At 54.6% G+C, this 24,807-nt stretch carries 25 protein-coding genes; 21 read left to right on the top strand and 4 right to left on the bottom strand.

Features of this window, described 5'->3' with window-relative positions:
• Nucleotides 1–90: 90 nt before the first annotated feature.
• The 6 genes from rpoH to glpD all read left to right on the top strand — a co-directional run bounded on the left by rpoH (nucleotide 91) and on the right by glpD (nucleotide 6,980).
• Nucleotides 91–951 (top strand): RNA polymerase sigma factor RpoH, encoded by an 861-nt coding sequence (gene rpoH / locus C9J03_RS05100; RefSeq protein ID WP_039457965.1) that lies wholly within the window; start codon nucleotides 91–93, stop codon nucleotides 949–951.
• 473 nt (nucleotides 952–1,424) lie between these two features.
• Complete coding sequence (gene glpE / locus C9J03_RS05095; RefSeq protein WP_044622283.1) at nucleotides 1,425–1,754, top strand: thiosulfate sulfurtransferase GlpE; 330 nt, start codon at nucleotides 1,425–1,427, stop codon at nucleotides 1,752–1,754.
• An 84-nt stretch (nucleotides 1,755–1,838) separates the two neighbouring features.
• On the top strand, nucleotides 1,839–2,669 hold the full coding sequence (gene glpG, locus C9J03_RS05090) for a rhomboid family intramembrane serine protease GlpG (RefSeq protein ID WP_044622284.1): 831 nt from the start codon (nucleotides 1,839–1,841) through the stop codon (nucleotides 2,667–2,669).
• Nucleotides 2,670–2,938: 269 nt separating this feature from the next.
• Entirely contained in the window at nucleotides 2,939–4,309 is a 1,371-nt protein-coding gene (glpT, locus tag C9J03_RS05085) for a glycerol-3-phosphate transporter (RefSeq protein ID WP_044622285.1), read from the top strand.
• Nucleotides 4,310–4,476: 167 nt separating this feature from the next.
• On the top strand, nucleotides 4,477–5,235 hold the full coding sequence (locus C9J03_RS05080) for a DeoR/GlpR family transcriptional regulator (protein ID WP_044622286.1): 759 nt from the start codon (nucleotides 4,477–4,479) through the stop codon (nucleotides 5,233–5,235).
• Between the two features lie 230 nt (nucleotides 5,236–5,465).
• On the top strand, nucleotides 5,466–6,980 hold the full coding sequence (gene glpD, locus C9J03_RS05075) for a glycerol-3-phosphate dehydrogenase (protein WP_044622287.1): 1,515 nt from the start codon (nucleotides 5,466–5,468) through the stop codon (nucleotides 6,978–6,980).
• A 67-nt stretch (nucleotides 6,981–7,047) separates the two neighbouring features.
• On the opposite strand, the gene C9J03_RS05070 is transcribed toward glpD, so the two are convergent.
• A complete protein-coding gene (locus tag C9J03_RS05070; protein ID WP_039457946.1) occupies nucleotides 7,048–7,461 on the bottom strand; it encodes a flagellar basal body-associated protein FliL in 414 nt (137 codons plus the stop codon).
• A gap of 169 nt (nucleotides 7,462–7,630) precedes the next feature.
• On the opposite strand from C9J03_RS05070, the gene C9J03_RS05065 reads away from it, so the two are divergent.
• On the top strand, nucleotides 7,631–8,176 hold the full coding sequence (locus C9J03_RS05065; protein WP_044622288.1) for a chorismate lyase: 546 nt from the start codon (nucleotides 7,631–7,633) through the stop codon (nucleotides 8,174–8,176).
• Nucleotides 8,173–9,027 (top strand): 4-hydroxybenzoate octaprenyltransferase, encoded by an 855-nt coding sequence (gene ubiA, locus C9J03_RS05060; protein WP_082060560.1) that lies wholly within the window; start codon nucleotides 8,173–8,175, stop codon nucleotides 9,025–9,027. The genes C9J03_RS05065 and ubiA overlap by 4 nt, the downstream gene beginning before the upstream one ends.
• A gap of 199 nt (nucleotides 9,028–9,226) precedes the next feature.
• Here ubiA and plsB read toward each other — a convergent pair whose 3' ends face one another.
• Complete coding sequence (gene plsB, locus C9J03_RS05055; protein ID WP_044622290.1) at nucleotides 9,227–11,677, bottom strand: glycerol-3-phosphate 1-O-acyltransferase PlsB; 2,451 nt, start codon at nucleotides 11,675–11,677, stop codon at nucleotides 9,227–9,229.
• A 280-nt stretch (nucleotides 11,678–11,957) separates the two neighbouring features.
• On the opposite strand from plsB, the gene lexA reads away from it, so the two are divergent.
• From lexA to C9J03_RS05025, 6 genes are all read left to right on the top strand, one after another.
• Nucleotides 11,958–12,575: a transcriptional repressor LexA gene (gene lexA / locus C9J03_RS05050; protein WP_039457137.1), complete on the top strand. Its 618-nt coding sequence runs from the start codon at nucleotides 11,958–11,960 to the stop codon at nucleotides 12,573–12,575.
• 83 nt (nucleotides 12,576–12,658) lie between these two features.
• Entirely contained in the window at nucleotides 12,659–13,459 is an 801-nt protein-coding gene (locus C9J03_RS05045) for a class I SAM-dependent methyltransferase (RefSeq protein WP_044622291.1), read from the top strand.
• 283 nt (nucleotides 13,460–13,742) lie between these two features.
• On the top strand, nucleotides 13,743–14,888 hold the full coding sequence (coxB, locus tag C9J03_RS05040; protein WP_044622292.1) for a cytochrome c oxidase subunit II: 1,146 nt from the start codon (nucleotides 13,743–13,745) through the stop codon (nucleotides 14,886–14,888).
• Between the two features lie 14 nt (nucleotides 14,889–14,902).
• Entirely contained in the window at nucleotides 14,903–16,513 is a 1,611-nt protein-coding gene (ctaD, locus tag C9J03_RS05035; RefSeq protein ID WP_044622293.1) for a cytochrome c oxidase subunit I, read from the top strand.
• A 70-nt stretch (nucleotides 16,514–16,583) separates the two neighbouring features.
• The gene (locus tag C9J03_RS05030) at nucleotides 16,584–17,144 is read left to right on the top strand and encodes a cytochrome c oxidase assembly protein (RefSeq protein WP_044624348.1); all 561 of its coding nucleotides are present in this window, start codon (nucleotides 16,584–16,586) and stop codon (nucleotides 17,142–17,144) included.
• 9 nt (nucleotides 17,145–17,153) lie between these two features.
• Complete coding sequence (locus C9J03_RS05025; protein ID WP_044624349.1) at nucleotides 17,154–18,056, top strand: cytochrome c oxidase subunit 3; 903 nt, start codon at nucleotides 17,154–17,156, stop codon at nucleotides 18,054–18,056.
• A 15-nt stretch (nucleotides 18,057–18,071) separates the two neighbouring features.
• Here C9J03_RS05025 and C9J03_RS05020 read toward each other — a convergent pair whose 3' ends face one another.
• Nucleotides 18,072–18,278 carry a DUF2909 domain-containing protein gene (locus tag C9J03_RS05020; RefSeq protein WP_039457142.1) on the bottom strand — a complete coding sequence of 69 codons (207 nt, stop codon included), beginning with the start codon at nucleotides 18,276–18,278 and terminating at the stop codon, nucleotides 18,072–18,074.
• Between the two features lie 29 nt (nucleotides 18,279–18,307).
• Between C9J03_RS05020 and C9J03_RS05015 the strand changes: the two genes are divergently transcribed.
• The 6 genes from C9J03_RS05015 to C9J03_RS04990 all read left to right on the top strand — a co-directional run bounded on the left by C9J03_RS05015 (nucleotide 18,308) and on the right by C9J03_RS04990 (nucleotide 23,560).
• On the top strand, nucleotides 18,308–18,985 hold the full coding sequence (locus C9J03_RS05015) for an SURF1 family protein (protein ID WP_044622294.1): 678 nt from the start codon (nucleotides 18,308–18,310) through the stop codon (nucleotides 18,983–18,985).
• Nucleotides 18,982–19,530 carry a hypothetical protein gene (locus C9J03_RS05010; RefSeq protein ID WP_039457145.1) on the top strand — a complete coding sequence of 183 codons (549 nt, stop codon included), beginning with the start codon at nucleotides 18,982–18,984 and terminating at the stop codon, nucleotides 19,528–19,530. Before C9J03_RS05015 ends, C9J03_RS05010 begins: the two co-directional genes overlap by 4 nt.
• Nucleotides 19,531–19,542: 12 nt before the next feature.
• On the top strand, nucleotides 19,543–20,577 hold the full coding sequence (locus C9J03_RS05005; protein ID WP_044622295.1) for a COX15/CtaA family protein: 1,035 nt from the start codon (nucleotides 19,543–19,545) through the stop codon (nucleotides 20,575–20,577).
• A gap of 18 nt (nucleotides 20,578–20,595) precedes the next feature.
• The gene (cyoE, locus tag C9J03_RS05000) at nucleotides 20,596–21,516 is read left to right on the top strand and encodes a heme o synthase (protein ID WP_044622296.1); all 921 of its coding nucleotides are present in this window, start codon (nucleotides 20,596–20,598) and stop codon (nucleotides 21,514–21,516) included.
• A gap of 198 nt (nucleotides 21,517–21,714) precedes the next feature.
• Nucleotides 21,715–23,064 carry an MATE family efflux transporter DinF gene (gene dinF / locus C9J03_RS04995; RefSeq protein ID WP_044624350.1) on the top strand — a complete coding sequence of 450 codons (1,350 nt, stop codon included), beginning with the start codon at nucleotides 21,715–21,717 and terminating at the stop codon, nucleotides 23,062–23,064.
• A gap of 145 nt (nucleotides 23,065–23,209) precedes the next feature.
• Entirely contained in the window at nucleotides 23,210–23,560 is a 351-nt protein-coding gene (locus C9J03_RS04990) for a 3D domain-containing protein (protein WP_231568940.1), read from the top strand.
• A 138-nt stretch (nucleotides 23,561–23,698) separates the two neighbouring features.
• Here C9J03_RS04990 and nfuA read toward each other — a convergent pair whose 3' ends face one another.
• Entirely contained in the window at nucleotides 23,699–24,277 is a 579-nt protein-coding gene (gene nfuA, locus C9J03_RS04985; protein ID WP_039457154.1) for a Fe-S biogenesis protein NfuA, read from the bottom strand.
• A gap of 249 nt (nucleotides 24,278–24,526) precedes the next feature.
• Between nfuA and C9J03_RS26635 the strand changes: the two genes are divergently transcribed.
• Entirely contained in the window at nucleotides 24,527–24,754 is a 228-nt protein-coding gene (locus C9J03_RS26635; protein WP_039457156.1) for a hypothetical protein, read from the top strand.
• Nucleotides 24,755–24,807: the final 53 nt, after the last annotated feature.

Here is a 24,807-nt window from a genome sequence, read left to right as displayed (position 1 = left end):
CGGCTTGCTTGCAATGAGACCTGTTTTACAGGCATCATTGTCGGTTCATGCAATTTCGTATTGGTACAAAAAATAAACGAGGTTTGTTGAATGGCACAAGAGATGACTTCAATGGCTCTGGTTACTGCAGATAGTCTGGATAGCTATGTCCAGAGCGTCAACAGCTACCCTATGCTGTCGGCTGAGCAGGAGCGCGAGTTAGCTGAGCGTCTTCATTTTGATGGTGATCTCAATGCGGCAAAGGCATTGGTCATGTCCCATCTGCGCTTTGTTGTTCACATTGCTCGTGGCTACTCTGGCTACGGCTTGCCAATGGCTGATCTGGTTCAGGAAGGTAACATTGGCCTGATGAAAGCAGTCAAGCGCTTTAATCCGGAAGTGGGTGTTCGCCTGGTGTCGTTTGCAGTTCACTGGATCAAAGCTGAAATCCACGAATACGTGCTGCGTAACTGGCGTATCGTTAAGGTTGCGACCACCAAGGCACAGCGTAAATTGTTCTTCAATCTGCGCAAGGCGAAGAAGCGCCTTGGCTGGTTCAACAATGATGAAGTGGCGATGGTCGCCGAGCAACTAGGTGTGGAGGCGAATGAAGTTCGCGAGATGGAATCCCGCCTTGCCGCCCAGGATCCTGCATTCGAAATGCCGGCAGAAGATGATGATCGCGAGGCCAGTTACAGTGCCCCAGCGTATTACCTTGAGGACAAATCATCTGATGTTGCATTGAGTGTTGAGGAAAATAACTGGGAAGCGCATGCCAACAACCGCTTGTCGAATGCCCTGTCGAGTCTGGATGAGCGAAGCCAGCATATCGTGCGATCGCGTTGGCTTGAAGATAACAAAGCGACCTTGCAGGAGTTGGCAGAACACTACCAGGTTTCCGCCGAGCGGATCCGCCAACTGGAGAAAAATGCGATGAAAAAGCTCAAGGAAGCCGTCGGCGACTTTGCCTAAGGATCATGGGTAATTTATCCACAAATCGCAAAGAGAGAAAACCAGCCTCAGGCTGGTTTTTTTGTACCTAAAATCTGAGAGATATCTCACAAAAGCATTCGGAAATGTGAACTGAGATTTGAATTATCCACAGCTTTTTACATGATCCGAACTACATATAGTGGATCCAATTTCGCCGGAGCACATTATCAACGCAATTCACAGTTTTTTCCACAGCTGGTGGTGTTTTGATCATCTTGCGGTGGCGGTTGTGAGCACGTACGTTGCGAGCCCTTGTCGTACGGGGCTTTGCCGCTCATTGGTTGGCGGCGGTTAACCCTATTTTTTCGATGGGGTTGTGAGTAACTTGATCGGGTACAATGGGAAAACACGTCAGTGCATGACGGTCATGGCCAAAACGGACGATCGTCACATTTTTATCAGGCGGGATGATCCTGCCTGTTGATCATTACCAACAAGAGTCAGCGTAATTTATGGATCAGTTTGAACATATTTCTGCCGAGCAGGCTTATACCATGCTCACCCAGGATGGTAGCGAAGCGGTACTGGTTGATATCCGTGATCCCCAGTCTTATACCTTGAGCCATCCGGAAGGCGCCTTCCACTTAACTAATGATACAATGGTGGCGTTTATGGATGAGGTTGATTTCGAGCAACCTGTGATAGTGATGTGCTACCACGGCATCAGCAGCCAAGGCGCAGCTCAATATCTTATCCATCAGGGTTATGACTGTGTCTACAGCCTCGATGGGGGATTTGAAGCCTGGAAGCGCAGCGCATACCCGTGTATCCAGATGGCCTGAGCGGCAGGCGATGATGGAGCGGGGCAGGTATCGCTCGGCCTGATAACCTGATGATGCCGAGAGCCCCTCACTGTGGAGACTGATATGCACCGCTTAGCTGGATTGGACAACCCCCGCCAGGCCCAGGCTTTTATTGATTATATGGCCTCACGAGGCATTTCGCTGGTGATGGCCCCCGAGCCGGAAGGGCTGTTCGCTCTCTGGCTGGATGACGGGCAGCACTTGGTGGAGGCAGAAGCTGAGCTCAACCAGTTTCTTGCCAATCCTTATGATCGCAAATACCAGGCGGCATCGTGGGATGTTGCCGAAAGCCGCACGGCCAAATTTTACTACCGCAGCCCCAGCTTGCTCGGTTTGATCCGTGCTCAGGCGGGACCTTTTACCTTGTTGGTGATGGCCGCGTCTGTGGGGATTTACCTGCTGTGGCTGCTCGGGATGCAGCAACCGGTCTTCACCTTGATGCATTTTCCGTTGATGGATGGCGATGAATGGCAGCTATGGCGCTTTTTCTCCCATGCCCTCATTCATTTCTCAACCCTACATGTGATTTTCAATTGCTTGTGGTGGTGGATCCTCGGCGGTCAGTTGGAGCGGCGCAGCGGTAGCGCCAAGCTACTTCAGGTGTTTCTGATATCGGCACTGGTATCGGGTTTTGCCCAGTTCTGGTTCCACGGCCCGAACTTCGGTGGTTTGTCTGGCGTGGTGTATGCGCTACTGGGCTACATCTGGTGGATGGGCTGGTTGGCCCCGCAGCGTGGCCTGTCGATCCCCAAGCCTTACGTGGTCTTTATGCTGGTTTGGCTGGTACTGGGCTTTGCCGATATCCTGGGTATGTCGGTGGCCAATATGGCTCATCTATTCGGCTTGCTCAGCGGCTGCGCTCTTGGCTGGGCGGACGCAAAACTTCGTCGCTAGGCCCAGTGTTGCCACTAAAACAGGTGAATATCCGGCTGCGGATGTTCACCTTTTTTGTTGATATGTCAAACTCGCTCGTAGTTCCGTTAAAATCTCCCGTTTTTCACCTCTGAGCCAGCGATTAAATCTACCTATTTGACACTATTCACATTTTCTTACCTTCATTAGAGCAATAATTTGCATACATTGAGCGTTATTGATTACTTTCGCTCGTCTTGTACTCGTTTGTACCCATACCATCGCAAAAACACTATAAAAAGGAACATTCTATGTTTGGTATTTTTAAACCGGCTATGCATCGGGAGCGTCTGCCCGATGGCCAGGTTGATTCCGCTTATCAGCGCCTGCGCTGGCAGCTGTTTGCCGGTATTTTCATTGGCTATGCTGGCTACTACCTTGTTCGAAAAAATTTCAGCCTGGCGATGCCTTACCTTATCGAAGAATACGGCTATAGCCGCGGAGATCTGGGTGTTGCCCTGGCCGCCGTCTCTATCGCCTACGGCCTGTCTAAATTCCTGATGGGCAGCGTCTCTGACCGCTCTAACCCGCGCTATTTCCTCGCGGCCGGTCTGAGCATGTCGGCTATCGTGATGCTGTGTTTTGGCTTTATGCCGTGGGCAACGGGCAGTATTGCCGCAATGTTTATCCTGCTGTTCCTCAACGGCTGGTTCCAGGGTATGGGCTGGCCTGCTTGCGGTCGTACCATGGTGCACTGGTGGTCGCGCAAGGAAAGGGGGGAAATCGTATCGGTCTGGAACGTTGCCCATAACGTCGGTGGTGGTCTGATCGGCCCGATGTTCCTGCTCGGTTTGTGGGCCTTCAACGATGACTGGAAAGCCGCGTTCTATGTGCCGGCGTTCTTTGCATTGCTGGTGGCTGCCTTCACCTTGTTGGTAATGCGTGATACCCCGCAGTCGTGCGGCCTGCCTTCCATCGAAGAGCATAAGGATGATTACCCGGATACCTATGATGCCTCCCATGAAAAAGAGATGACGGCGAAAGAAATCTTCTTCAAGTATGTCTTCAACAACAAGCTGTTGTGGTTCATTGCGGTGGCGAATGCCTTCGTTTACCTGATCCGCTATGGGGTATTGGACTGGGCACCGGTTTACCTGAGCGAAGTGAAGCATTTCACCGTCGACAAGTCGTCTTGGGCCTACTTCCTGTACGAGTGGGCGGGGATCCCGGGTACCCTGCTGTGTGGTTGGATGTCAGATAAATTCTTCAAGGGCCGCCGGGCACCGGCAGGTATTCTGTTCATGGCACTGGTGACCATCGCGGTACTGGTCTACTGGTTCAACCCTGCCGGCAACCCAACAGTTGATATGGCTGCGCTGGTGGCGATCGGCTTCCTGATCTACGGTCCGGTAATGCTGATCGGCCTTTACGCGCTTGAACTGGCACCGAAGAAAGCAGCGGGTACGGCCGCTGGTTTGACTGGTCTGTTCGGCTATCTGGGCGGTGCGGTAGCGGCCAACGCTATCTTGGGTTACACCGTTGACCACTTTGGTTGGGACGGTGGCTTTATGGTGCTGACTGCATCCTGTGGCTTATCCATCTTTTTCCTAACATTGGCATTGATTGGCGAAAGCCGTCTGCACCGAGAGAAAGAAGCCGGTCAGCAAGCACAAAATGCATGATTGGGAGCGCCATCATTGGCATCTTGATTAGACCCTAGGTAATATGACAAGGCTTCGCATTGGGCGGAGCCTTGTTGTTTTGCAAGCTATTCTTGCCTCAATGATATCGATTTCATAAGAGTGCTTGTTAGGGTACCAGGCCACAGCGAAAGGGAGCCGCGTCAGTCGTGAAGCAGAGTAAACGTCACCAGGAAATAATTGATCTCGTCAAAACCCAAGGTTATGTCAGCACCGATGACTTGGTTGAGCGGTTCAATGTCAGCCCGCAGACTATCCGGCGGGATCTCAACGAGCTGGCGGAAGATAACAAGATCCGCCGCCACCACGGTGGGGCCACCATTCCGTCGAGCTCGGTCAATACCTCATACAGCACCCGAAAGGTGATGCAGCTGGCCGAAAAAGATAACATCGCCCAGGCGATGGTTGCCCATATTCCCGACGGTGCAACCCTATTTATAGATATCGGTACGACACCGGAAGCGGTTGCCCGTGCGCTGCTTAACCACAACGATTTGCGCATCGTGACCAATAATCTCAATGTAGCGAGTATCTTGACCGGCAAGGATGACTTCCGGGTGATTCTGGCAGGCGGCGAAGTTCGCAACCGCGACGGGGGGATCGTCGGCGAGGCGACACTGGATTTCATCTCCCAGTTCCGTCTTGACTTTGGCATCTTGGGGATCAGTGGGATTGACCTCGATGGCTCGCTGCTCGATTTCGACTACCATGAAGTCCGGGTCAAGCAGGCGATCATTGAAAACAGCCGGTGTGTGATGCTGGGGGTTGATCATACCAAGTTTGGCCGTAATGCCATGGTCAACTTGGGCGATATTAGCCAGGTTGATATGTTGTTTACCGATCAGACACCGCCTGAAGAGCTGGCCAAGCGCTTGGCTGAGTATGATACCCATATAGAAATCATCTAATAGCGCTTTAATATCATAGACCTGAAGGCTTAATTGATAGAAATTCCCTCAACGGGCTGCTGAATAAGCAGCCCGTTTTTTTTTCGTAAAAATGCCATGGTGATCATATTTCGTTAAACATTCGAGCGTATAAATGATGATCTTAATCAATTTATTGTCTATAGTGCTCGATATCGAGCATTTATGCGCGAAAAAGAACATAAGCGAAAGTCGGTAGGCGAGGTGGTGAAATGGCAGCAAATAATGAAGTGTTGGATCTGATTGTCGTCGGTGGCGGTATTAACGGGGCCGGTATCGCGGCGGATGCCGCGGGGCGAGGGCTGAAGGTGGGTCTGTATGAAGCGCAGGACTTCGCGTCGGCAACTTCCTCGGCCAGTTCGAAACTGATCCATGGTGGTCTGCGTTACCTCGAGCATTATGAGTTCCGCTTGGTCGGCGAAGCGCTGGCCGAGCGGGAAGTGCTGCTGAAAAAAATCCCCCATATAGCCCGCCCGATGCGCTTTCGCTTGCCGCATCAGCCGCATTTGCGCCCGGCGTGGATGATCCGCGCCGGACTGTTCCTCTATGATCATCTTGGCAAACGCACCACACTGCCGGCAAGCTGCGGCCTGAAATTCGGTGCCGAATCGGTGCTGGTACCGGAAATCACCAAGGGATTTGAATACTCCGACTGCTGGGTGGATGATGCGCGTTTGGTGATCCTCAATGCGATGGAAGTGGCTCAGCGTGGCGGCGAAGTACGCAACCGTTGTTTGATCGAGGCCGCCGAGCGCGAAGGTGGGCTGTGGCGGGTGACGGTGCGCAATACCCTGACCGGCGAGGTGTTTGATCGCCGTTGTCGTGCCTTGGTCAATGCCGCCGGTCCATGGGTAAAAGCATTCTACGATAACAGCCTTGCACTGCCGTCACCACGCAATATCCGCTTGATCAAGGGGTCCCATATTGTCGTACCGCGGGTTCACGGTGAGGAGCAGGCGTATATCCTGCAAAATGAAGATAACCGTATTGTGTTCGTGATCCCGTATCTGGACCGTTTCTCGATCATCGGTACCACGGATGTCGAGTACCAAGGGGATCCGCGCGAGGTAGCGATTGACGATAATGAAATCGGCTATCTGTTGGATGTTTACAACAACCACTTCGTCAATAAGCTCAAGCGCGACGATGTGGTATGGACCTACAGTGGTGTGCGACCACTGTGTGATGATGAATCTGACTCGCCGCAGGCTATCACCCGTGACTATACGCTGGAGCTGGAGCAGGAAGGCAATCAGGCGCCGTTGCTGTCGATTTTCGGCGGCAAGCTGACGACTTATCGTAAACTGGCCGAGACCGCGATGGCCAAGCTGGCCCCCTTCTTCCCGCAGATGGCCCAGCCGTGGACGGCAGAGGCCTACTTGCCGGGCGGTGAAGCTGGCTATGATGCCCAAGAGCAGGCGGCGGATCTGCAACAGCGCTTCCCGTGGTTGGAAGCTGTGGCTGCCGAGCGGATGGCAACCAACTACGGCAACCGCAGTACAGATCTCTTTGTCGGTGTCGTGAGCGAAGCCGATATGGGGCAGCACTTTGGTGCCGGTTTCTATGCCAAGGAATTGGAGTATCTGCTGCGTTACGAATTTGCCCAGCAGGCAGAAGACGTATTGTGGCGCCGCAGTAAACTGGGCCTGTATCTCAACCAGGAACAGCAACAGCAAGTGGCCGAGTACATGGCCACGTGGCACGCCTTCCACGAGAGTGCGGCTTGATCTAAGTGGATGAGATGATACAACAAAGGCGCCTTGGGCGCCTTTGTTGTATCTGGGTGTTATCGACTTACTGGTAGAGGTACTTGGTAAACAGCAGCTCGGTCAGCAGTCGTTTGTTGGTTTCTATCAGCAGTAACTCGTTGACTTTATTCAGGCAAGCTTGGCGGATTTCCTCGCGGCCCGCCAGCGATTTGACCCTGGCTTCGGACTGCTGGCCGATAATACTGATGATGGCGTCGCGGATCAGCGGGGCATGGTGCTCGACTTCTGGGATCAGTGACGGGTCGGCCACCATCAGATCAACCTGCAGGCGGAGGTAGCCGATTTTCTTGCCTTGGGTAACATAATTGGTCGTAATGTCTGGGGCCAAGGTGTAATAGGTGTATTGTGGGGTGGCTAGGGCCTCATCATTGGCCTGGGCAGATATTGGCACCAGTAAGCTTGCCAACAGGAAAAGTAATCCAGGTAAAGTCAATTTCATTATGATGCTCATAGAGTTATTGGTTTTTATGGCTGCAAATGAGTTTCTTTCGATCGTAACGATATTCGTACTGGTTACAGCTTGCTACAATAGTGTTTCTTCATGGTAATAAATTAACCTTGATCTACCAAGCCCTAGCTGGCGATTGGGTAGAGATTTTGTTGGAAAGATGTCGAAATTCAAACAGTTGTACAAGCCCTTGCTAGATAGTGCCCAGTGGTTGGCACCGGAAGAGACCGTCATTGAAGGGACAGAATTTGGGCATTGGTTGTTAGAGCTGGATTCCTTGTCGCGTCGTTTTGAGCGCCATTGCCAGGCTTTTACCGTGTCGTTGGAGGAGCAGACCCAGCTCAGCCGCGAGTGCTTGACCGGGGATGAACGCGCCCTGATCGGTGATGTGGATTGCCTACTGCGCAAAGTGGTACTCAAAGGGGACGGGGTGCCATGGGTCTATGCCAGAACCCTGATCCCACTGACTACCCTGACAGGTCAGGAGCAGGACTTGGCACAACTGGGGGAGATGCCGCTCGGCTTTCGCGTCTTTACCGACCGCAGCGCGCGCCGTGATGCGCTGGTGGTCGCTAATGTCGGCAGTGAGGATAGGCCCGTATGGGCCCGTCGTTCGCGGTTGTGGCTTAATGACAAACCGCTGCTGGTGGCCGAGCTGTTTTTGCAGGAAGCACCTATATATAAGGAGTCCCTAAGTTGGAAATGACCAAGGTGAAAGCGTTTTGGCAGCTAGCGCGCTTCGATCGTCCTATTGGTAGCCTGCTGCTGTTGTGGCCAACGCTATGGGCGTTGTTTCTGGCCGCAGAAGGTATGCCGAACCCCCATGTGATGTTGGTCTTCGTGCTTGGGGTGATTTTTATGCGAGCGGCCGGGTGTGTTATCAACGATTTTGCCGACCGCAACTTCGACGGTCATGTCAAACGTACCGCCCAGCGGCCGATGCCGTCGGGCAAGGTCTCTGAGCGCGAGGCGCTGGCCTTGTTTGGGTTGTTGGTACTGGTGTCTTTTTTGCTGGTGCTGACCATGAACACTCTGACCATCATGTTGTCGGTGGTGGCGGTGGTATTGGCCGCGGCTTATCCGTTTATGAAGCGCTATACCCATTTGCCTCAGCTGGTACTGGGGATGGCGTTTGGCTGGTCGATCCCGATGGCGTATGCGGCCCAGGCCGGCGAACTGCCGGCGGTGGCATGGCTGCTGTTTGTCGCCAATATCCTGTGGACTATCGCCTATGATACCCAGTATGCCATGGTCGATCGCGATGATGACGTCAAGGTCGGTATTAAGTCTACCGCTATCTTGTTTGGCCGGTTAGATAAGATGATCATCGGTTTGTTGCAGTTGGGTACCTTGGTGCTGTTGATTGCGGTTGGCGCGATGGAAGACATGTCGCAGGTCTATTACTGGTGCTTGCTGCTGGCCTCGTCGCTGTTTGTGTACCAGCAAATGCTGATCCGCGGCCGCGAGCGCGAGCCGTGTTTCAAGGCGTTCCTGAACAACAATTATGTTGGCATGCTGATCTGTATCGGCATTGTGGTCAGTACATATCTGGCCTAAATAGTCCGCCGTTCCCACTATCGAAAAGCGCCGTTTATGGCGCTTTTTTTGTGTCCGCCAGCCATCCCCCAAAGCGGTACAGAGCTTTGGGGCTATGGCTAGTCAAAAGCACGAAAAGCAGTACGGTGGGGCAAGGCATTAGGCAGGGATCAAAAAGGGCCGCCGTTCGGCAGCCCTTTGGGTGAGGTGAATTGCGCGGTTAGGCGCCGGTTTCGCTCTCGTCGCCACGGTCTTCGCGGTTCATCACCGCTTGGATAGTCAGCTTCACTTCCGGCGATACCAGGGCTGCCAATTGCTCGGCCAGCTGCTCGACCGGTTGTGATACCGCGTGGCATTCCTCGTTGAGGTAGCCTTCGCTGCGCAGGGTTTTCACCAGCGTGGCAAACACACCCTTGTCGAAGAACTCTGGCGCATTGATACCGTGCAGACGGCTCAGGCGCTGGGCCATCATCTGGCTCTGCTGCTCGAGATCGCTCTTCATCAGCTGCGGCTCGGAGTTGAGCAGGGTCAGGGCAATCGCATAACGCTGCAAGGTTTCCGAGATGGTGCGGGCCAGCAGGTGAAGCGGGCCGATACGAGCGCTGTTGAGGGTGATTTGGTCACCGTCGCGCAATACCAGGCGCTGGCGAACCAGCTCGTCGACCTGGGCTTCGATCACCGAGTCCAGTTCGTCCTTGTTATAGCGCAGGAACAGCTCGGCCTGCAGGAATGGATACAGGCGGCGGACCTGCTCGACAATCTCGCCCACGGCCAGCTCCTGGTGGTGGATGACGATATTGGCGATCAGCGATGGCATCGCGAACAGGTGAATGATGTTGTTGCGGTAGTAAGTCATCAGGATCGCCTGCTGGCGATTCAGTGACACCATTTCCCCCAGACTGTCACGCTCGACCACGAACTTGTCCATATCGATGGCATGTTTGACCATTGCCTTGGCATCTTCGTCCGGCACGGTGAACTGCTGTGAGTAAGGTACATTGCGCAATAGCTGCAGGTAGCAGTCGATTTGCTGCTCCAGATCTTCACGGCTCAACGCACGCTGGCGAGCGGCAAGCAGGGCAACTCCACACAGCGTCAGGGCATTAGTGGCCGCCGCGTCGTTGATGTGGGTCATCATCTTCACCGCCAGGTCGTTAACGACCGGGTTCAGCCATTGCGGACGCTGTGGCTCGATAGGATCGATATCCTTGTGCCACTCAGGAACATGCTCGTTGAGATAGTGGTTGAGCGGGATAGGTTCGCCGAAGTTGACATAGCCCTGGCCGAGGTTGCGCAGTTTGCGCAGGGTACGGATCACCTGGCCGACATTTTCCTTCTCCTTGCGCTTGCCGCGCAGCTCTTTGGCGTAGGTCGCCACTTCCATCACGTGCTCGTAACCAATGTAAACCGGTACCAGGGTCACCGGGCGGTTGAGGCCGCGCAGCATCGCCTGAATGGTCATCGACAGCATACCGGTTTTGGCCGGTAGCAAACGGCCAGTACGGGAGCGGCCGCCTTCACTGAAGTATTCCACCGAATAGCCTTTAGCAAATAGCTCGGCCAGGTATTCACGGAATACGGTGGAGTACAGGCGGTTGCCCTTGAAGCTGCGGCGGATAAAGAACGCGCCGCCACGGCGGAAGATAGGGCCGGCCGGGAAGAAGTTCAGGTTGATGCCCGCTGCAATGTGCGGTGGTACCAAGCCCTCCTGATACAGCACGTATGACAGCAGCAGGTAGTCCATGTGGCTACGATGACACGGCACATAGACAATCTCGTGGCCGTCTTGGGCCAGTTTACGCACCTGCTTGGCGTTGTGGATATTCAGTCCCTGGTAGAGCTTGTTCCACAGCCAGCCGAGGAATCGGTCGCCCCGCTTGATCAGTGAGTAGGAGAAATCAGCGGCAATTTCTTCCATCATATCGACGGCTTCTTTGCGTACCTTCTCGATCGGCACATCGCGGCTTGCGGCTTCTTCTGCCACCACTTTTTCAATGGCCTTGGAGTTAAGCAGGCGGTTGAACAGCACCTGGCGGTCCGGCAGTTTCGGGCCGGATGCGGCCAGCTGCTGGCGCGAGAAGTGGATACGCGCCACCCTTGCCAGTTTGTTGGCAATTGAATCGTCAGTACCGTGGTGATCGGCCATGTAGCGCAGGGATACTGCCGGGCTCAGGCGGACCATACAGTCGCGGCCATGGCCTAGGATGGTGAAAAACTTCTCCGGGCCATTGAGCGGACGCAGTACTGGCCGGTGGTTTTCTTCCTTGCCGGGTTTGCGGCCCCAGAGGATCGACGCCGGCACAACTTGGATATCCAGTTCACTGTCTTGCTTGTGGTGTTCAAGCAGGGCAGTGAACAGATCAATCGATTCCTGCGGCAGCTCGGTCTTATCGCCGAAGACACTGGGCCCGTCGGAAATGTAGACATAGCGGACAAACTGCTGTCCGTTGAGCTCTAGCGGCGACAGAGGATCAGGCAATCCCAGCCTCTGGGTGCTGCTGCGCAGTGTCATCAAATCGGTGTTTGAGCGGAACGGCAGGATGTAAACAATCGGGCGTTCCAGATCCAAATCCAGATCCGCGACCGGATCGGATGGAATAGAGTGGGTTTTAACCAGCAGAGAAAGCGGCAAATCCAGTATTTTTTGGTAGATTTTCTGCCAACTTGACATATCTTTTACTAGCCTCGAATTCTTAATGCGTGGCAAGGATAGCAGAAAAAGTTCGTATATAAGCAGCGAAATAGCACAGACTTGCGGTTATATGACATTTTTATTGATTTGCATACTGGCTTCGGCTGCTCTGCAGGGGGAAGATCAACACCTGCCGGGAGGGAGGAGGCCGTGCTGGTGAATTTACGCCATAATTGTTGTTTTCCTAAACAATAACCTTTTCAAGCGAGATAACACTGGATATACTCACAGTGAACTGTATAAAAAGACAGGGTGAGTGATGAAGCCGTTAACGCCGCGCCAACAAGAAGTCTTTGATTTGATCAAAGCAAAAATTGAAGATACTGGAATGCCGCCAACACGTGCTGAAATAGCCCGTGAACTCGGCTTCCGCTCTGCCAATGCAGCCGAAGAGCACCTAAAGGCATTGGCCCGTAAAGAAGTGATTGAAATTATTCCTGGCGCTTCGCGCGGGATCCGCCTGCTTGGTAGCAACGATGAACAAGAAAGCGGCCTGCCACTGATTGGCCAGGTTGCTGCCGGTGAGCCGATTCTGGCCCAGGAGCACGTTGAAACTCATTACGAGGTGGATCCGTCGCTGTTCAAGCCCCGTGCCGATTTTCTGCTGCGAGTCAACGGGATGAGTATGAAGGATATCGGGATCATGGACGGCGATTTACTCGCGGTGCACAAAACCCAGGATGTCCGCAACGGCCAGGTTGTAGTGGCCCGGGTTGAAGACGATGTGACAGTAAAGCGTCTCGAGCGCAAGGGGGCACAGGTTCTGCTGCATGCCGAGAATGAGGAGTTTGCGCCTATCGTGGTCGACCTCAACACCCAGCATCTGTCGATTGAAGGTATCGCCGTCGGGGTGATCCGCAACACCGACTGGATGTAACCTCACCGTATAATAAACAGCCATTACTACTTTACAAGTGCTAATGATAGTCATTATCATCTCATTATTGCAAGGAGATGATAATGACTGAGTCCGTCCGCCATGATATTCCCGCCGATCTGCTCCAGCCGCTGTGGCTCCGAAGCCGTGAAAGCCTAGCTGATGATCGCTTGATTTATGATCCCGTTGCCGCTGCTGCTTGCAGCCAATGCAGCCTCAAGCCCGAATGCCTCAAAGGCAATGTCCCCCAGCAGCAATTGCTGCACGTCAGTCTGGCACTTATTTGTGACCGCCAAATCCAACAGTTTCTGCGCCGCCATCCCGATGGCAGGATCATTAACCTTGGCAGTGGGCTCGATACCCGCTTTTACCGGGTAGATAATGGTCGCTGTCGCTGGTTTGATGTTGATGTGGGTGAAAACCTGCTGTGGCGCCAACGGCTGTTTCACCGTAGCGAACGCTATCGGATGCTACCTGGCTCAATCTCGGATTTGTCTTGGCTGCAGGCCTTGCCATCGATGTCTGGTGCACCGGTTATGGTGCTGTGTGACGAGGCGTTGCTGGCCTCAAGTGAGTCTGAGCTGGCTCAGGTTGTCCAGTCACTGGCCTGTCATTTTGGTCGCTTTGAGCTTTGCTTGGTGGTGGCCGGTGACTTGTGCCAGTCGTCGCTGGCCAGCAACATGGGCGTCGGAAAGCCTCTTGGTCACGCCTTGCGCGACCCGCAGCGCAAGATATTGCAGTGGTTGCCATGGGCAACTGCTGTGGGTCGTTACAGCCCGATGGACAGCACTTGCGCACGATGGCGAAGTTGGCAACGCTGGCTAGCCCGTATCCCTGGGTTGAAATTCCGTTTGCTGCCAGTTTTGCTGCATATTTATCTGTAAATCTCAGAGCTGGCATAGGTTTGCTGCTACGCACCTTCTATTTGGATCAAGCATGCAATATGCCAGGTTGGATTTTTTCTCTACTTTTCCTTGCTATTTTTTTGCGTAATCTCTCGATCCTGTCCTAAGTTAAAATGTAAACAAACTGTTAACCGTGTAACTGCGAATGGCAATTCATCCGCAGCGTCTGCAGGGAAGACTCTAATCATTTTGCGCTGTCCCCATGAACTAATTTGTGATCACGGGGGTATTTGATAGGAAAAGGATAGGAGGGAGCCGGGTGATGATTCGCCATCTGATGTGCTGTCTGTTTGTTTGGCTGGCTGTGCCAGCACAGGCAGAAGTCCAACCCATGCCACTGAACATGACTCAGGGAGTGACCGAGGTCAGCCAGCGGGTGTTTGATCTCCACATGACGATTTTCTACATCTGTGTAGCGATCGGTCTGGTGGTTTTCGGGGTGATGTTCTGGTCTATTATCCACCACCGCAAGTCAAAAGGGGCCGTTGCCGCCTCCTTCCACGAGAGCACCAAAGTAGAAATCCTCTGGACGGTGATCCCGTTCGTTATCCTTATCATCATGGCTGTGCCTGCTACTAAGACCCTGCTGGCGATGGAGGACACGACCCAGGCCGACATGACTATCCAGGTTACCGGCTCGCAATGGAAGTGGCACTACAGCTATTTCGGCGAAGAAGTTGAGTTCTTCTCCCTGCTGGCGACCAGTCCAGCCCAAATTGCCAACGAACGTGAAAAACGCAGTAACTACTTGCTGGAAGTGGATCGCCCGCTGGTACTGCCCGTCGGCAAGAAAGTGCGCTTTTTGATCACTTCACAAGATGTCATCCACTCTTGGTGGGTGCCGGATTTCGCGGTGAAGAAAGATGCCAACCCTGGGTTTATCAACGAAGCCTGGACCCGGATTGATGAGCCGGGGATCTACCGCGGCCAGTGTGCCGAACTATGCGGCAAAGATCATGGCTTTATGCCGGTGGTGGTGATTGCCAAGCCGCAGGCGGAATACGAGGAGTGGCTGCAAACCACCAAGGTTGCCCAGCAGCAGGCCCGTGAAGAAGAGCAGCGGTTGCTGGCGATGCAGATGGATATGGATGAGTTGATGACGCTGGGCGAGCAGGTTTATAACACCCGCTGTGCTATGTGCCACCAGGCGAATGGCCAGGGGATCCCTGGGGCCTTTCCGGGATTGGCAGGCCAAGGGTTATCGGTTGACCCCAGTGCCAAGCTCGAACACATCAGCATTGTGGTCCATGGCAAGCAGGGAACGGCAATGCAGGCCTTTGGCCCGCAGCTGAGCCTCAAGGAGTTGGCGGCAGTGATCACCTATGAGCGCAACGCCTGGGATAACAATACCGGAGACACCGTGCAGGCTGCCGAAGTGCAGGCTGTGATGGACGGTCAGGATCTATAAGGGAGAGAGTGACGATGACGGATATGTTGCGTGAGCAGACCGAGGTCGAGGAAACCCAGACCGAGCAGCATGAACATCACGAGCACCACCAGACCGGTCTCAAACGCTGGCTGTTTACTACCAACCACAAGGACATCGGCTCGCTGTACCTGATGTTCAGCTTTGCCATGTTCCTGATTGGTGGTGCGATGGCAATGGTGATCCGGGCCGAGCTGTTCCAGCCCGGGCTGCAGCTGGTCGACCCGAACTTCTTTAACCAAATGACCACTGTCCATGGCCTTATCATGGTCTTCGGCGCGGTCATGCCTGCCTTTACCGGCCTGGCCAACTGGATGGTGCCGCTGATGATAGGTGCTCCGGATATGGCATTGCCGCGGATGAACAACTGGAGCTTCTGGATCCTGCCTTTCGCTTTTGCCATGCTGCTGGCTTCATTGTTCATGGAAGGCGGTGGCCCTAACTTTGGCTGGACCTTCTATGCTCCGCTATCGACGACCTATAGCCCGGAAAGCACCGGCTTGTTTGTCTTCGCGATCCATATCATGGGGATCAGCTCGATTATGGGGGCGATCAATGTCATCGTCACCATCGTCAATATGCGCGCACCGGGTATGACCTACATGAAGATGCCGCTGTTTGTTTGGACCTGGCTGATCACTGCGTTTCTGCTGATTGCCGTGATGCCGGTACTGGCCGGGGCGGTGACCATGGTGCTGACCGATAAGTATTTTGGCACCAGCTTTTTTGATGCGGCTGGGGGGGGCGATCCGGTGATGTTCCAGCATATCTTCTGGTTCTTCGGTCATCCGGAAGTGTACATCATGATTTTGCCGAGTTTCGGTATTATTTCGGCGATCATTCCAGCATTTTCGCGCAAGCGGCTGTTCGGTTACAGCTCAATGGTGTATGCCACCGCGTCGATTGCTGGCTTGAGCTTCCTGGTCTGGGCCCACCATATGTTCACCACCGGGATGCCGGTAGCTGCCGAGCTGTTCTTTATGTACTGCACCATGCTGATCTCGGTGCCGACCGGGGTCAAGGTGTTCAACTGGGTGGCGACCATGTGGCGCGGCTCGCTGACGTTCGAAGTGCCGATGCTGTTCGCCATTGCCTTTATCGTGCTGTTTACCATCGGTGGTTTCTCCGGGCTGATGCTGGCAATCACACCGGCGGACTTCCAGTACCATGATACTTACTTTGTGGTGGCCCACTTCCACTATGTCCTGGTGTCCGGGGCGATATTCTCGATCATGGCGGCGGCCTATTACTGGCTGCCGAAATGGACCGGCCATATGTTCGACGAGAAGCTGGCTAAGTGGCATTTCTGGTGCTCGATCATTTCGGTCAACATCCTGTTCTTCCCGATGCACTTCCTTGGCCTTGCGGGGATGCCGCGCCGGATCCCTGATTATGCGTTGCAGTTCGCCGACATCAATGCGGTGGTCAGTATCGGCGGGTTCCTGTTCGGGTTGTCCCAGCTTATTTTCCTTGCGGTGGTAGTGAAGTGTGTTCGCGGCGGCGAGCAAGCAGCCGCCAAACCGTGGGATGGTGCGGAAGGGTTGGAGTGGACGGTAGCCTCACCCGCTCCTCACCATACGTTCTCGACCCCACCTAAAGTGGATTAACGGGAGGATGGCGATGGATAAGCCCCAGTTTGATCAAGCGCCAGACAAGCAGCCTGATTTACAGGATGGCATGGCGTCGGCGAAGAACATGGCGCCTGCAAAGAAAAAGCAGCGCTCTATCTGGTCACTGACCCTGATGGCGGTGGCGATGTTCGGCTTCGCGTTTGCCCTGGTGCCCCTGTACGACGTGTTCTGCGATATCACCGGTATCAACGGCAAAACGTCGGATACCCAGGCGGCGGCCAGCGAGCGGGTGGATACCAGCCGCGAGGTCACGGTGGAGTTTGTCTCGTACATCAACCCTGGTGTGCAATGGACGTTCGAGCCGGAGGTCAAGACACTGGTGGTTTATCCGGGCCAGACCCACACCATTACCTATAAGGCCAAGAACTTGACCGGGCAAGAGACAGTTGGTCAGGCCGTCCCTTCGGTCAGCCCGGGCCAGGGAGCCCGTTACCTCAATAAAATCGAATGTTTCTGTTTCAACCGCCAGCCGCTGGCAGCGGGCGAAACAGCCAGTTTGCCTCTGATTTTCTATGTCGACCCGGAGCTGCCAGAGGACATCAATACTTTGACCCTGGCCTACACCCTTTACAACGCCCAGCCGGATGCGCCGGCTCAAACGCAATGAGGTTGAATGATGGCGAATCCTTATTCTGAACATGATCAATCGGTGACTCCTGCGCACGAGAATTACTATGTGCCCGAGGCCAGTGGCTGGCCGATAGTCGGTGCGATAGCCTTGTTTCTTATCGCCATGGGGGCGGGGGCAACGGTCGGGGATCTCTTTGGTGGTCAGGGGCCGTGGATTTTACTGTCCGGGGTCGGTTTGTTGCTGATCATGTTGGTCGGCTGGTTTCGGGATGTCATTAGCGAGTCGATGGCCGGATTATATAGCCGTCAAATGGATCGCTCGTTTCGCCAGGGAATGAGCTGGTTCATCTTCTCCGAGGTAATGTTCTTCGCCGCCTTCTTCGGGGCGTTGTTCTATGCCCGGATGATAGCTGTGCCTTGGCTCGGTGGGGCAGGAAACAATGCCATGACCCATGAGGTGCTGTGGCCGGATTTTGTCGCCCAGTGGCCCTTGGTGATGACACCGGGCGGGGCGGAAACCAGCGCGATGGGGCCGATTGGCCTGCCGCTTTACAACACATTGATCCTGCTGGCGTCATCGATCACGGTCCATATTGCCCATACCGCTCTGGAGCAAGATAACCGGCCCAAGCTCAAACTCTTCTTGTTATTAACTGTGCTGCTGGGCTCGCTGTTTATTTACTTGCAAGGGGTGGAGTATGTCCATGCCTACCAGGATATGGGACTGACTCTGGATGCGGGGATCTACGGCAATACCTTCTTTATGCTGACCGGGTTCCACGGCCTGCATGTCACCCTTGGAACAATTATTCTGTTCATTGTCTGGCTGCGCGTATTGCGTGGCCATTTTACCCCCGAGAAGCACTTTGCCTTCCAGGCCGGGGCTTGGTATTGGCACTTTGTTGACGTGGTGTGGCTCGGGCTGTTTGTGTTCGTTTACATTCTGTAAGGCTAGAGGCGGCCTCTAGTATGGCCTAGGATTGGGGGTGATGTAGCCGCTGGCCAGCGCGATCAACAGCAGGGCAAACAGAAATACGGAGAATAATACTCGACGCCCTAGGTGGCGGGACATTGGCTGGTCCTGCTTGCCTTTGAGCATCACGGGCAAGGCACGGAACAGATTCAGCACGATAAAGATCAACAGGCAAACAATCAAGGCTTTCAGCAACATAGAGGTCTCCGGTCAGGACTGGGTGAATCATGCGTCGGATAGGTTTTATTCTTTTTACTGTGGCGGTACTGGCGACATTGGTCAAGTTGGGTTTTTGGCAAATGACCCGCGCCCAGGAAAAAGAACGCCTCGGCCATGCGCTGAAATTCCGCAGCGAGCAGACGTACTACAGTCTGGCCAGCCTACCCTCAGACCCCCGTTGGTACAGCCTGACCCTGCGTGGCAAATTTGATCACAGCAAGGCGGTATTGCTGGATAACCAACTTTATCAGGGCCGCCCGGGCTACCACGTACTGTATCCCTTTGCTGTTGATGACGGTTGGGTGTTGGTGAACTTGGGATGGATTGCAGCACCGGCCTACCGGGAGCAAATTCCTGTGTTGCCGGAGCATCATGGTGAGGTGTTGGTGAGCGGTATTATTGCGCCGCCCTCGGCATTGCTGGAGTTGGCTCCGGAGGTGATGGGGCAGGGATATCCGCTGAGGGTACAGAACATCAGCATGACTGATTTGGCCGACCACATGGAATTAGCCCTGCCTTCCTGGGTATTGCAGATTGATCCCGATAGCCCGTTGGCACTCAATCAAACCTGGATCCCGGTGGTCATGGGGCCGCAGAAACACTATGCCTATGCGCTGCAATGGTTTTTGATGGCGCTGGCGGTATCCGGCCTCGCTTTTTGGTGGCTGAGAAGGAGCAAATCATGAAGAAACAAGGAACGTTGCTGTTACTGCTGGCTGCCTTTGCGCTGCCGGTGATCCTGGCCAAGCTGGTGTTGGATCTCAACTGGTACCAGGGCGGAGTCACTAACCGTGGTGAGCTGCTGGATTCGCCTATGGCCTCAGAGTGGTTGGGGGAGAGTAATCAATGGCAGCTAATATACCTGTTGCCTGATGAGTGTGATGAGTTGTGCCTAGGAGCACTGTTTAACCTGCGACAGGTCCCGCAGGCCGTGGGGGCGGAGCATGACAGGCTGAGCAGTGTTCTGCTGATAGACGGCGATACGCTTGACGAGCAGCCTGCGGATGTTAAAAAGCAGCTGGCTGGCATCGAGCAGCGCCAGGTGCCTGAGAATGTGGTCAGCCAGCTAAAGACGCTGGAATACGGTGCTAAGGCTATTTATATCGCCGATCCGCTCGGCAATGTGATGATGGCTTATCCCTTGGTGAAGGGACAGGTGGCGGTATTGGCACAGGGTAAGGATGTGTTAAGGGATCTCAAGCGGCTGCTGAAGATTTCCAAAATAGGCTAAGGAGAGCATAGGATGAAACAAGATAACTACCGCACCTGGGTAGCCGTGACCTTCGCTTTGTCACTGTGCGTCATTGCGCTTGGTGCTTACACCCGCCTCACCGAAGCCGGTCTGGGCTGTCCGGACTGGCCTGGCTGTTATGGGTTCGCTGGGGTGCCGAAGGGGGAAGCCCAGCAGGCGCTGGCGGCTTCCCGCTTTCCTGATGCCCCGTTGGAAGCAGATAAGGCATGGAACGAAATGCTACACCGCTATGTTGCCGGTACCCTGGGCCTGATGATTTTGGCGCTTAATATCTTCGCGTGGCGCAAGCCGGCTCGACCCAGAGCCCTTCCTGCCTTACTGCTGGCGACCGTGATTTTCCAGGCCCTGCTCGGGATGTGGACCGTCACCATGGATTTGATGCCCGTTGTCGTGATGGGACATTTGCTGGGCGGCTTTACCACCGCCTCCTTACTTTTCCTGCTCTGGTTGCGGCTTGGCACCATATCATTCCCTCCTGCTCCGGTGGCTGCCAGCAGCGGGCTGCGGGCATTTGCACTATTTGGATTGCTGGTCGTCATCGGGCAAATCGCGCTTGGCGGCTGGACGGCGGCCAACTACGCAGCGGTGGTCTGTACCCAGCTGCCGCTGTGCGAAGTGGATTGGCGGCAGGGGTTCGATACATCGGCTTTCGCCTTGATCCAGCCTGAGCATGAGACCTACCAATACGGGGTGCTCGACTACCAGCAGCGGGTTACTATCCATGTGACCCACAGGATCGGTGCCATGGTCACAGCGCTGACACTGCTTGCACTTGCCTGTTTGCTGTGGCGGCAACGGGCGCTGAGGAGGGGGGCGGCGGTGATGCTGCTGGTGCTGGCAGGGCAAATCGGCCTTGGTATTACCAATATTGTGGCCAGTTTGCCGCTGTCGATCGCCGTGGCGCACAACGTGACCGGTGTCTTGTTGCTGCTGTCGCTGGTGGCGCTGAACCTGCAGGTATACCGGATGCGGTTGTCGGGTTGCAACCGGCAGCCCGGACGGGAAATGGATAGATATGTGGCATAGCCAAAGGAGGGCCTGAGCATGGCAAAGAGTCAGGTTGTAGCAAAGGGGGGCTATAAGCCCCTGTCATCGGTAAGGGTGTGGCAGGACTACCTGACCATGACCAAGCCCAAAGTGGTTGCCATGCTGTTGCTGACAGCATTGGTCGGGATGTGCTTGGCCGTGCCGGGGATCCCGCCACTTAAGGCGGTGGTGTTCGGGCTGGTGGGGATCGGCCTGCAGTCGGCCGCCGCCGCGGCCTTCAATCATGTGCTGGATCGCCGTTTTGATGCCAAGATGGCGAGGACTTACCATCGTCCGCTGGCGAAGGGGAGGGTCGAAACGCACAAGGCGGTGGCTTTTGCCTGTGTGTTGATGGTCGCCGGGTTTGTGGTACTGTGGCAGCTCAATGCCTTGACCGCCTGGCTGACGTTTGCCAGCCTGATCGGCTATGCCGTGGTCTATACCATCTGGCTGAAGCATGCCACGCCGCAGAACATTGTGATCGGCGGCCTGGCTGGCGCCGCCCCGCCCTTGCTCGGGTGGACCGCCGTTACCGGTGAGCTGCACTCCCACGCATTATTGCTGGTGATGCTGGTTTTCACCTGGACTCCTCCCCATTTCTGGGCTCTGGCTATCCACCGCCGGGATGATTATGCCAAGGCGGGGATCCCGATGCTGCCAGTCACCCACGGTATAGGCTATACCAAGACCATGGTGCTTCTTTACACCTTGATGCTGGCCTTGGTCGGGTTACTACCTTGGCTAACCGGGATGAGCGGCTGGCTATACCTGATAGGAAGCAGCGCGCTCAATCTTGGTTTCATCGGCTATGCCGTGAAGCTCAAGTTTGCCGATGAGCCCGGCCATGCATGGGCAACCTTCAAGTATTCGATCTGGCATTTGCTGGCACTGTTTGTGGTGTTGCTGGCCGATCATTGGCTGGCGGCCCTGCTGATTTAGTACGTGCCGTTTAGCGTTTGCAGGTTTTGGTGCTATGATCGGCTTTAGCAACGCCCGAAGATTGGATCGGGCCGCTGAACCGAATATTCCCAATCCTGCAGACTGGGAATGGCCCCTGTGGATTTTGTCCATGGGGGCTTTTTATTTGGCGCTCAACACCAGATAATCACGGGCTGGCTTTCGAAAGTTGAGGTTGTTGTGCTGCAAGCGTTGCGAGATAGAACATTGCACCGTCAGGTGTATGCCCTGGCTCTGCCGATGGTGTTGTCGAATATTACGGTTCCCCTGCTGGGGCTGGTTGATGCGGCAGTGATCGGGCACCTTGAGCATGCTTGGTACCTTGGCGGGGTCGCTGTCGGCGGGACCATGATCAACGTGACGTTCTGGCTGCTGGGCTTCTTGCGGATGGCAACTACCGGGCTCAGCGCCCAAGCTTACGGGGCATCGGATCGCGAGGCGCAGGCGACAGTCTTCATTCAAGGTATGGCCCTGGCCTGGTTGATGGCCTTGGTGCTGATGGTGTTCCACCAGCCTGTTGCCGAGCTGATTTTTCACTTCAGCTCAGCCAGCAGTGAAGTGAAAACCTATGCCGAGCAATATTTCTCTATTCGGATCTGGGGTGCACCGGCGGCACTGGCCAATTTTGTTATCATGGGCTGGCTGCTCGGTACCCAGAATGCCAAGCTGCCGATGTGGCTGCTGATCGTGACCAATCTGGTTAATATCGGTCTGGATGTGCTGTTTGTCCTTGGCTTTGGCTGGAAGGTCCAGGGGGCGGCAGCGGCATCGGTACTGGCGGAGTACAGTGGGCTGATCTTGGGATTGTGGTTTGTTTCCCGTCAGTGGCGAGCTCATGCGCTGCCGGTACTGCGCAGTAAGCTGGGGTGTGTGTGGCAGGGCATCGGTAGGCTGCTCAAACTCAACCGGGATATCTTCCTGCGCAGCCTGTGTCTGCAGTTGACTTTCACCTTCATGACTTTCCAGGGGGCTACGCTGGGCGATAATGTGGTGGCGGCCAATGCCGTACTGATGAGCTTCCTGATGCTGGTTTCGTATGCCATGGATGGGTTTGCCTATGCCATGGAGGCAATGGTCGGTAAGGCGATTGGGGCCCGAAACCGTGATGAATTAGGACGCAGCCTGGTGGGAACCACTTTCTGGAGCCTGGTGATCTCATTGGTACTGACCTTAGTGTTTGCGGTGTTCGGACGTGGCATTATCGGTTTGATTTCGGATATCCCGGCGGTACAGCACGAGGCGTCGCTGTATCTGCCATGGTTGGCCGCCGTCCCTCTGGTTGCCATGTGGTGCTTCTTGCTCGATGGCATCTTCATCGGCGCGACGCGGGGGCGCGAGATGCGTAATAGTATGTTTGTCGCAACCTGCTGTTATTTCATTATTTGGTGGCTGCTGTCCGGCCTTGGCAATCATGCCCTCTGGGGGGCGATGATCGGGTTTATGGCAATGCGCGGGGTCGGCCTGGCACTGATATTTGCTTACCAATGGAAAAAAAATATTTTCCTGCAAGTGGCTAATGCAAACAGATAGTTAGGATGACTTGACTTATTTTGCTCATTTATTCAACAAAAAATGCTGTCCAGGTGGCGGCTGGGTGGTTAAAATATAATCTTTTCGCCACCTTGGAGGATAAATGAAAAAAGCTGTACTAGTACTTTTTTTAGCCGTGATGACGATGAGCTGGCTCACGCCGGCGATGGCCGCTGTCCAGGGCAAGTCATACAAGGTCACGGCAACAGCCTACAACTCAGTTCGGGCCCAGACTAATTCCAACCCCACGATAGCAGCCTGGGGGGATCGGCTGAAACCGGGCATGAAGGCGATTGCGGTTTCCCGGGATCTGCTGGGACAGGGCTTCAAGCGCGGCACCGTGGTCAAGATCTCCGGCCTACCGGGTGAATATGTGGTGCTGGACAAGATGAATAAGCGATGGCGCAACAAGATTGATATCTACATGGGACAGGATGTCAAAGCCGCAAGGAACTGGGGCCGCCGCAACGTGACGATTACGGTTGTGAGATCATAAATAAACGTCAATAACCTGAAAACATAACTGTTCTTCTTACCAACTTATAGAACCGCTATTTTTTCAGATTCGAGATAAAAAAAGCGAGAGCCTCCGGGCTCTCGCTTTTTTATGTGCGATGTTTGGCTGGGCTGCGGATCAGTAGTAAGAGTGCTCGCCACGGGCGTGTTCAGTCACATCACGTACGCCAGTAAGTTCGCCGGCGAACTGGGCCAGTAGCTCTTTTTCGATACCTTCTTTCAAGGTCACGTCAACCATCGAGCAGCCATTGCAGCCACCGCCGAACTGTAGGATCGCCACCCCATCTTCGGTGATTTCAGACAGTGATACGTGACCACCGTGGCCTGCAAGCTGTGGGTTGACCTGAGTTTGGATCACATAGTCGACACGCTCCATCAGCGATGCGTCATCAGCTACTTTGCGTACTTTGGCATTCGGTGCTTTAAGTGTTAGCTGCGAACCCATTTTGTCGGTGACAAAATCAATCTCGGCATCTTCAAGGAACGGTAGGCTCAGCTCATCGACGAAAGCAGAGAAAAGGTCGAATTTGATTTCGGTGTCACTGGCTTCCACAGCTTCCGGTGGACAGTAGGACACGCCGCACTCTGCATTTTGCGTACCTGGGTTTACCACGAATACACGGATGTTTGTCCCTTCTGGTTGTTGGGCCAGAAGTTTGCCGAAGTGCTGTTGAGCATTCTCAGAAATAGTAATCATAGACACGACGTAATACCTGACTTATTTAGTAAGATTAATTCTATTCTACTCTTTGCTGCCCTTTCTATCACCCATTATTCGTTGCAACTATGATTTCGGTACGGATCTCAGTGATTTTTCTGCACAATTTTACGGTGGGGTATAGCTGAGGCAGTAGATGTCGATCCGTGCGACGCCGTGTTGGCGCAGTAGGGTCGCCGCCTCTGCAACGGTAGCGCCGGTGGTGACGACATCATCGACGAGGGCGACATGGGGCGGCAGGGAGCATCTGCTGGTCAGGCGAAACGCGCTATCGAGGTTATGCTGGCGCTGTGCTCTGCTGAGTCGATGCTGGGGCGGGGTGTAGCGCTGGCGCCTGAGCAGCCGGGTATCGAGCCGGCTGCCGGTCTGCTGGGCCACGGCCTGGGCGATGAGGCTGCTCTGGTTGAAGCCCCGGCTCAGCCGGCGGAGTGGATGCAAGGGGATGGGCAGCAGTAGTGGGGCCGGATCGTCAATCTGTCTTGCCAGCAGTTCGCCCAGTGGCTGGGCCA

The sequence above is a fragment of the Photobacterium gaetbulicola genome (assembly GCF_003025515.1).
In the GTDB taxonomy this organism is placed as follows: domain Bacteria; phylum Pseudomonadota; class Gammaproteobacteria; order Enterobacterales; family Vibrionaceae; genus Photobacterium; species Photobacterium gaetbulicola.
This window is presented reverse-complemented; position numbering and strand designations above follow the sequence as displayed.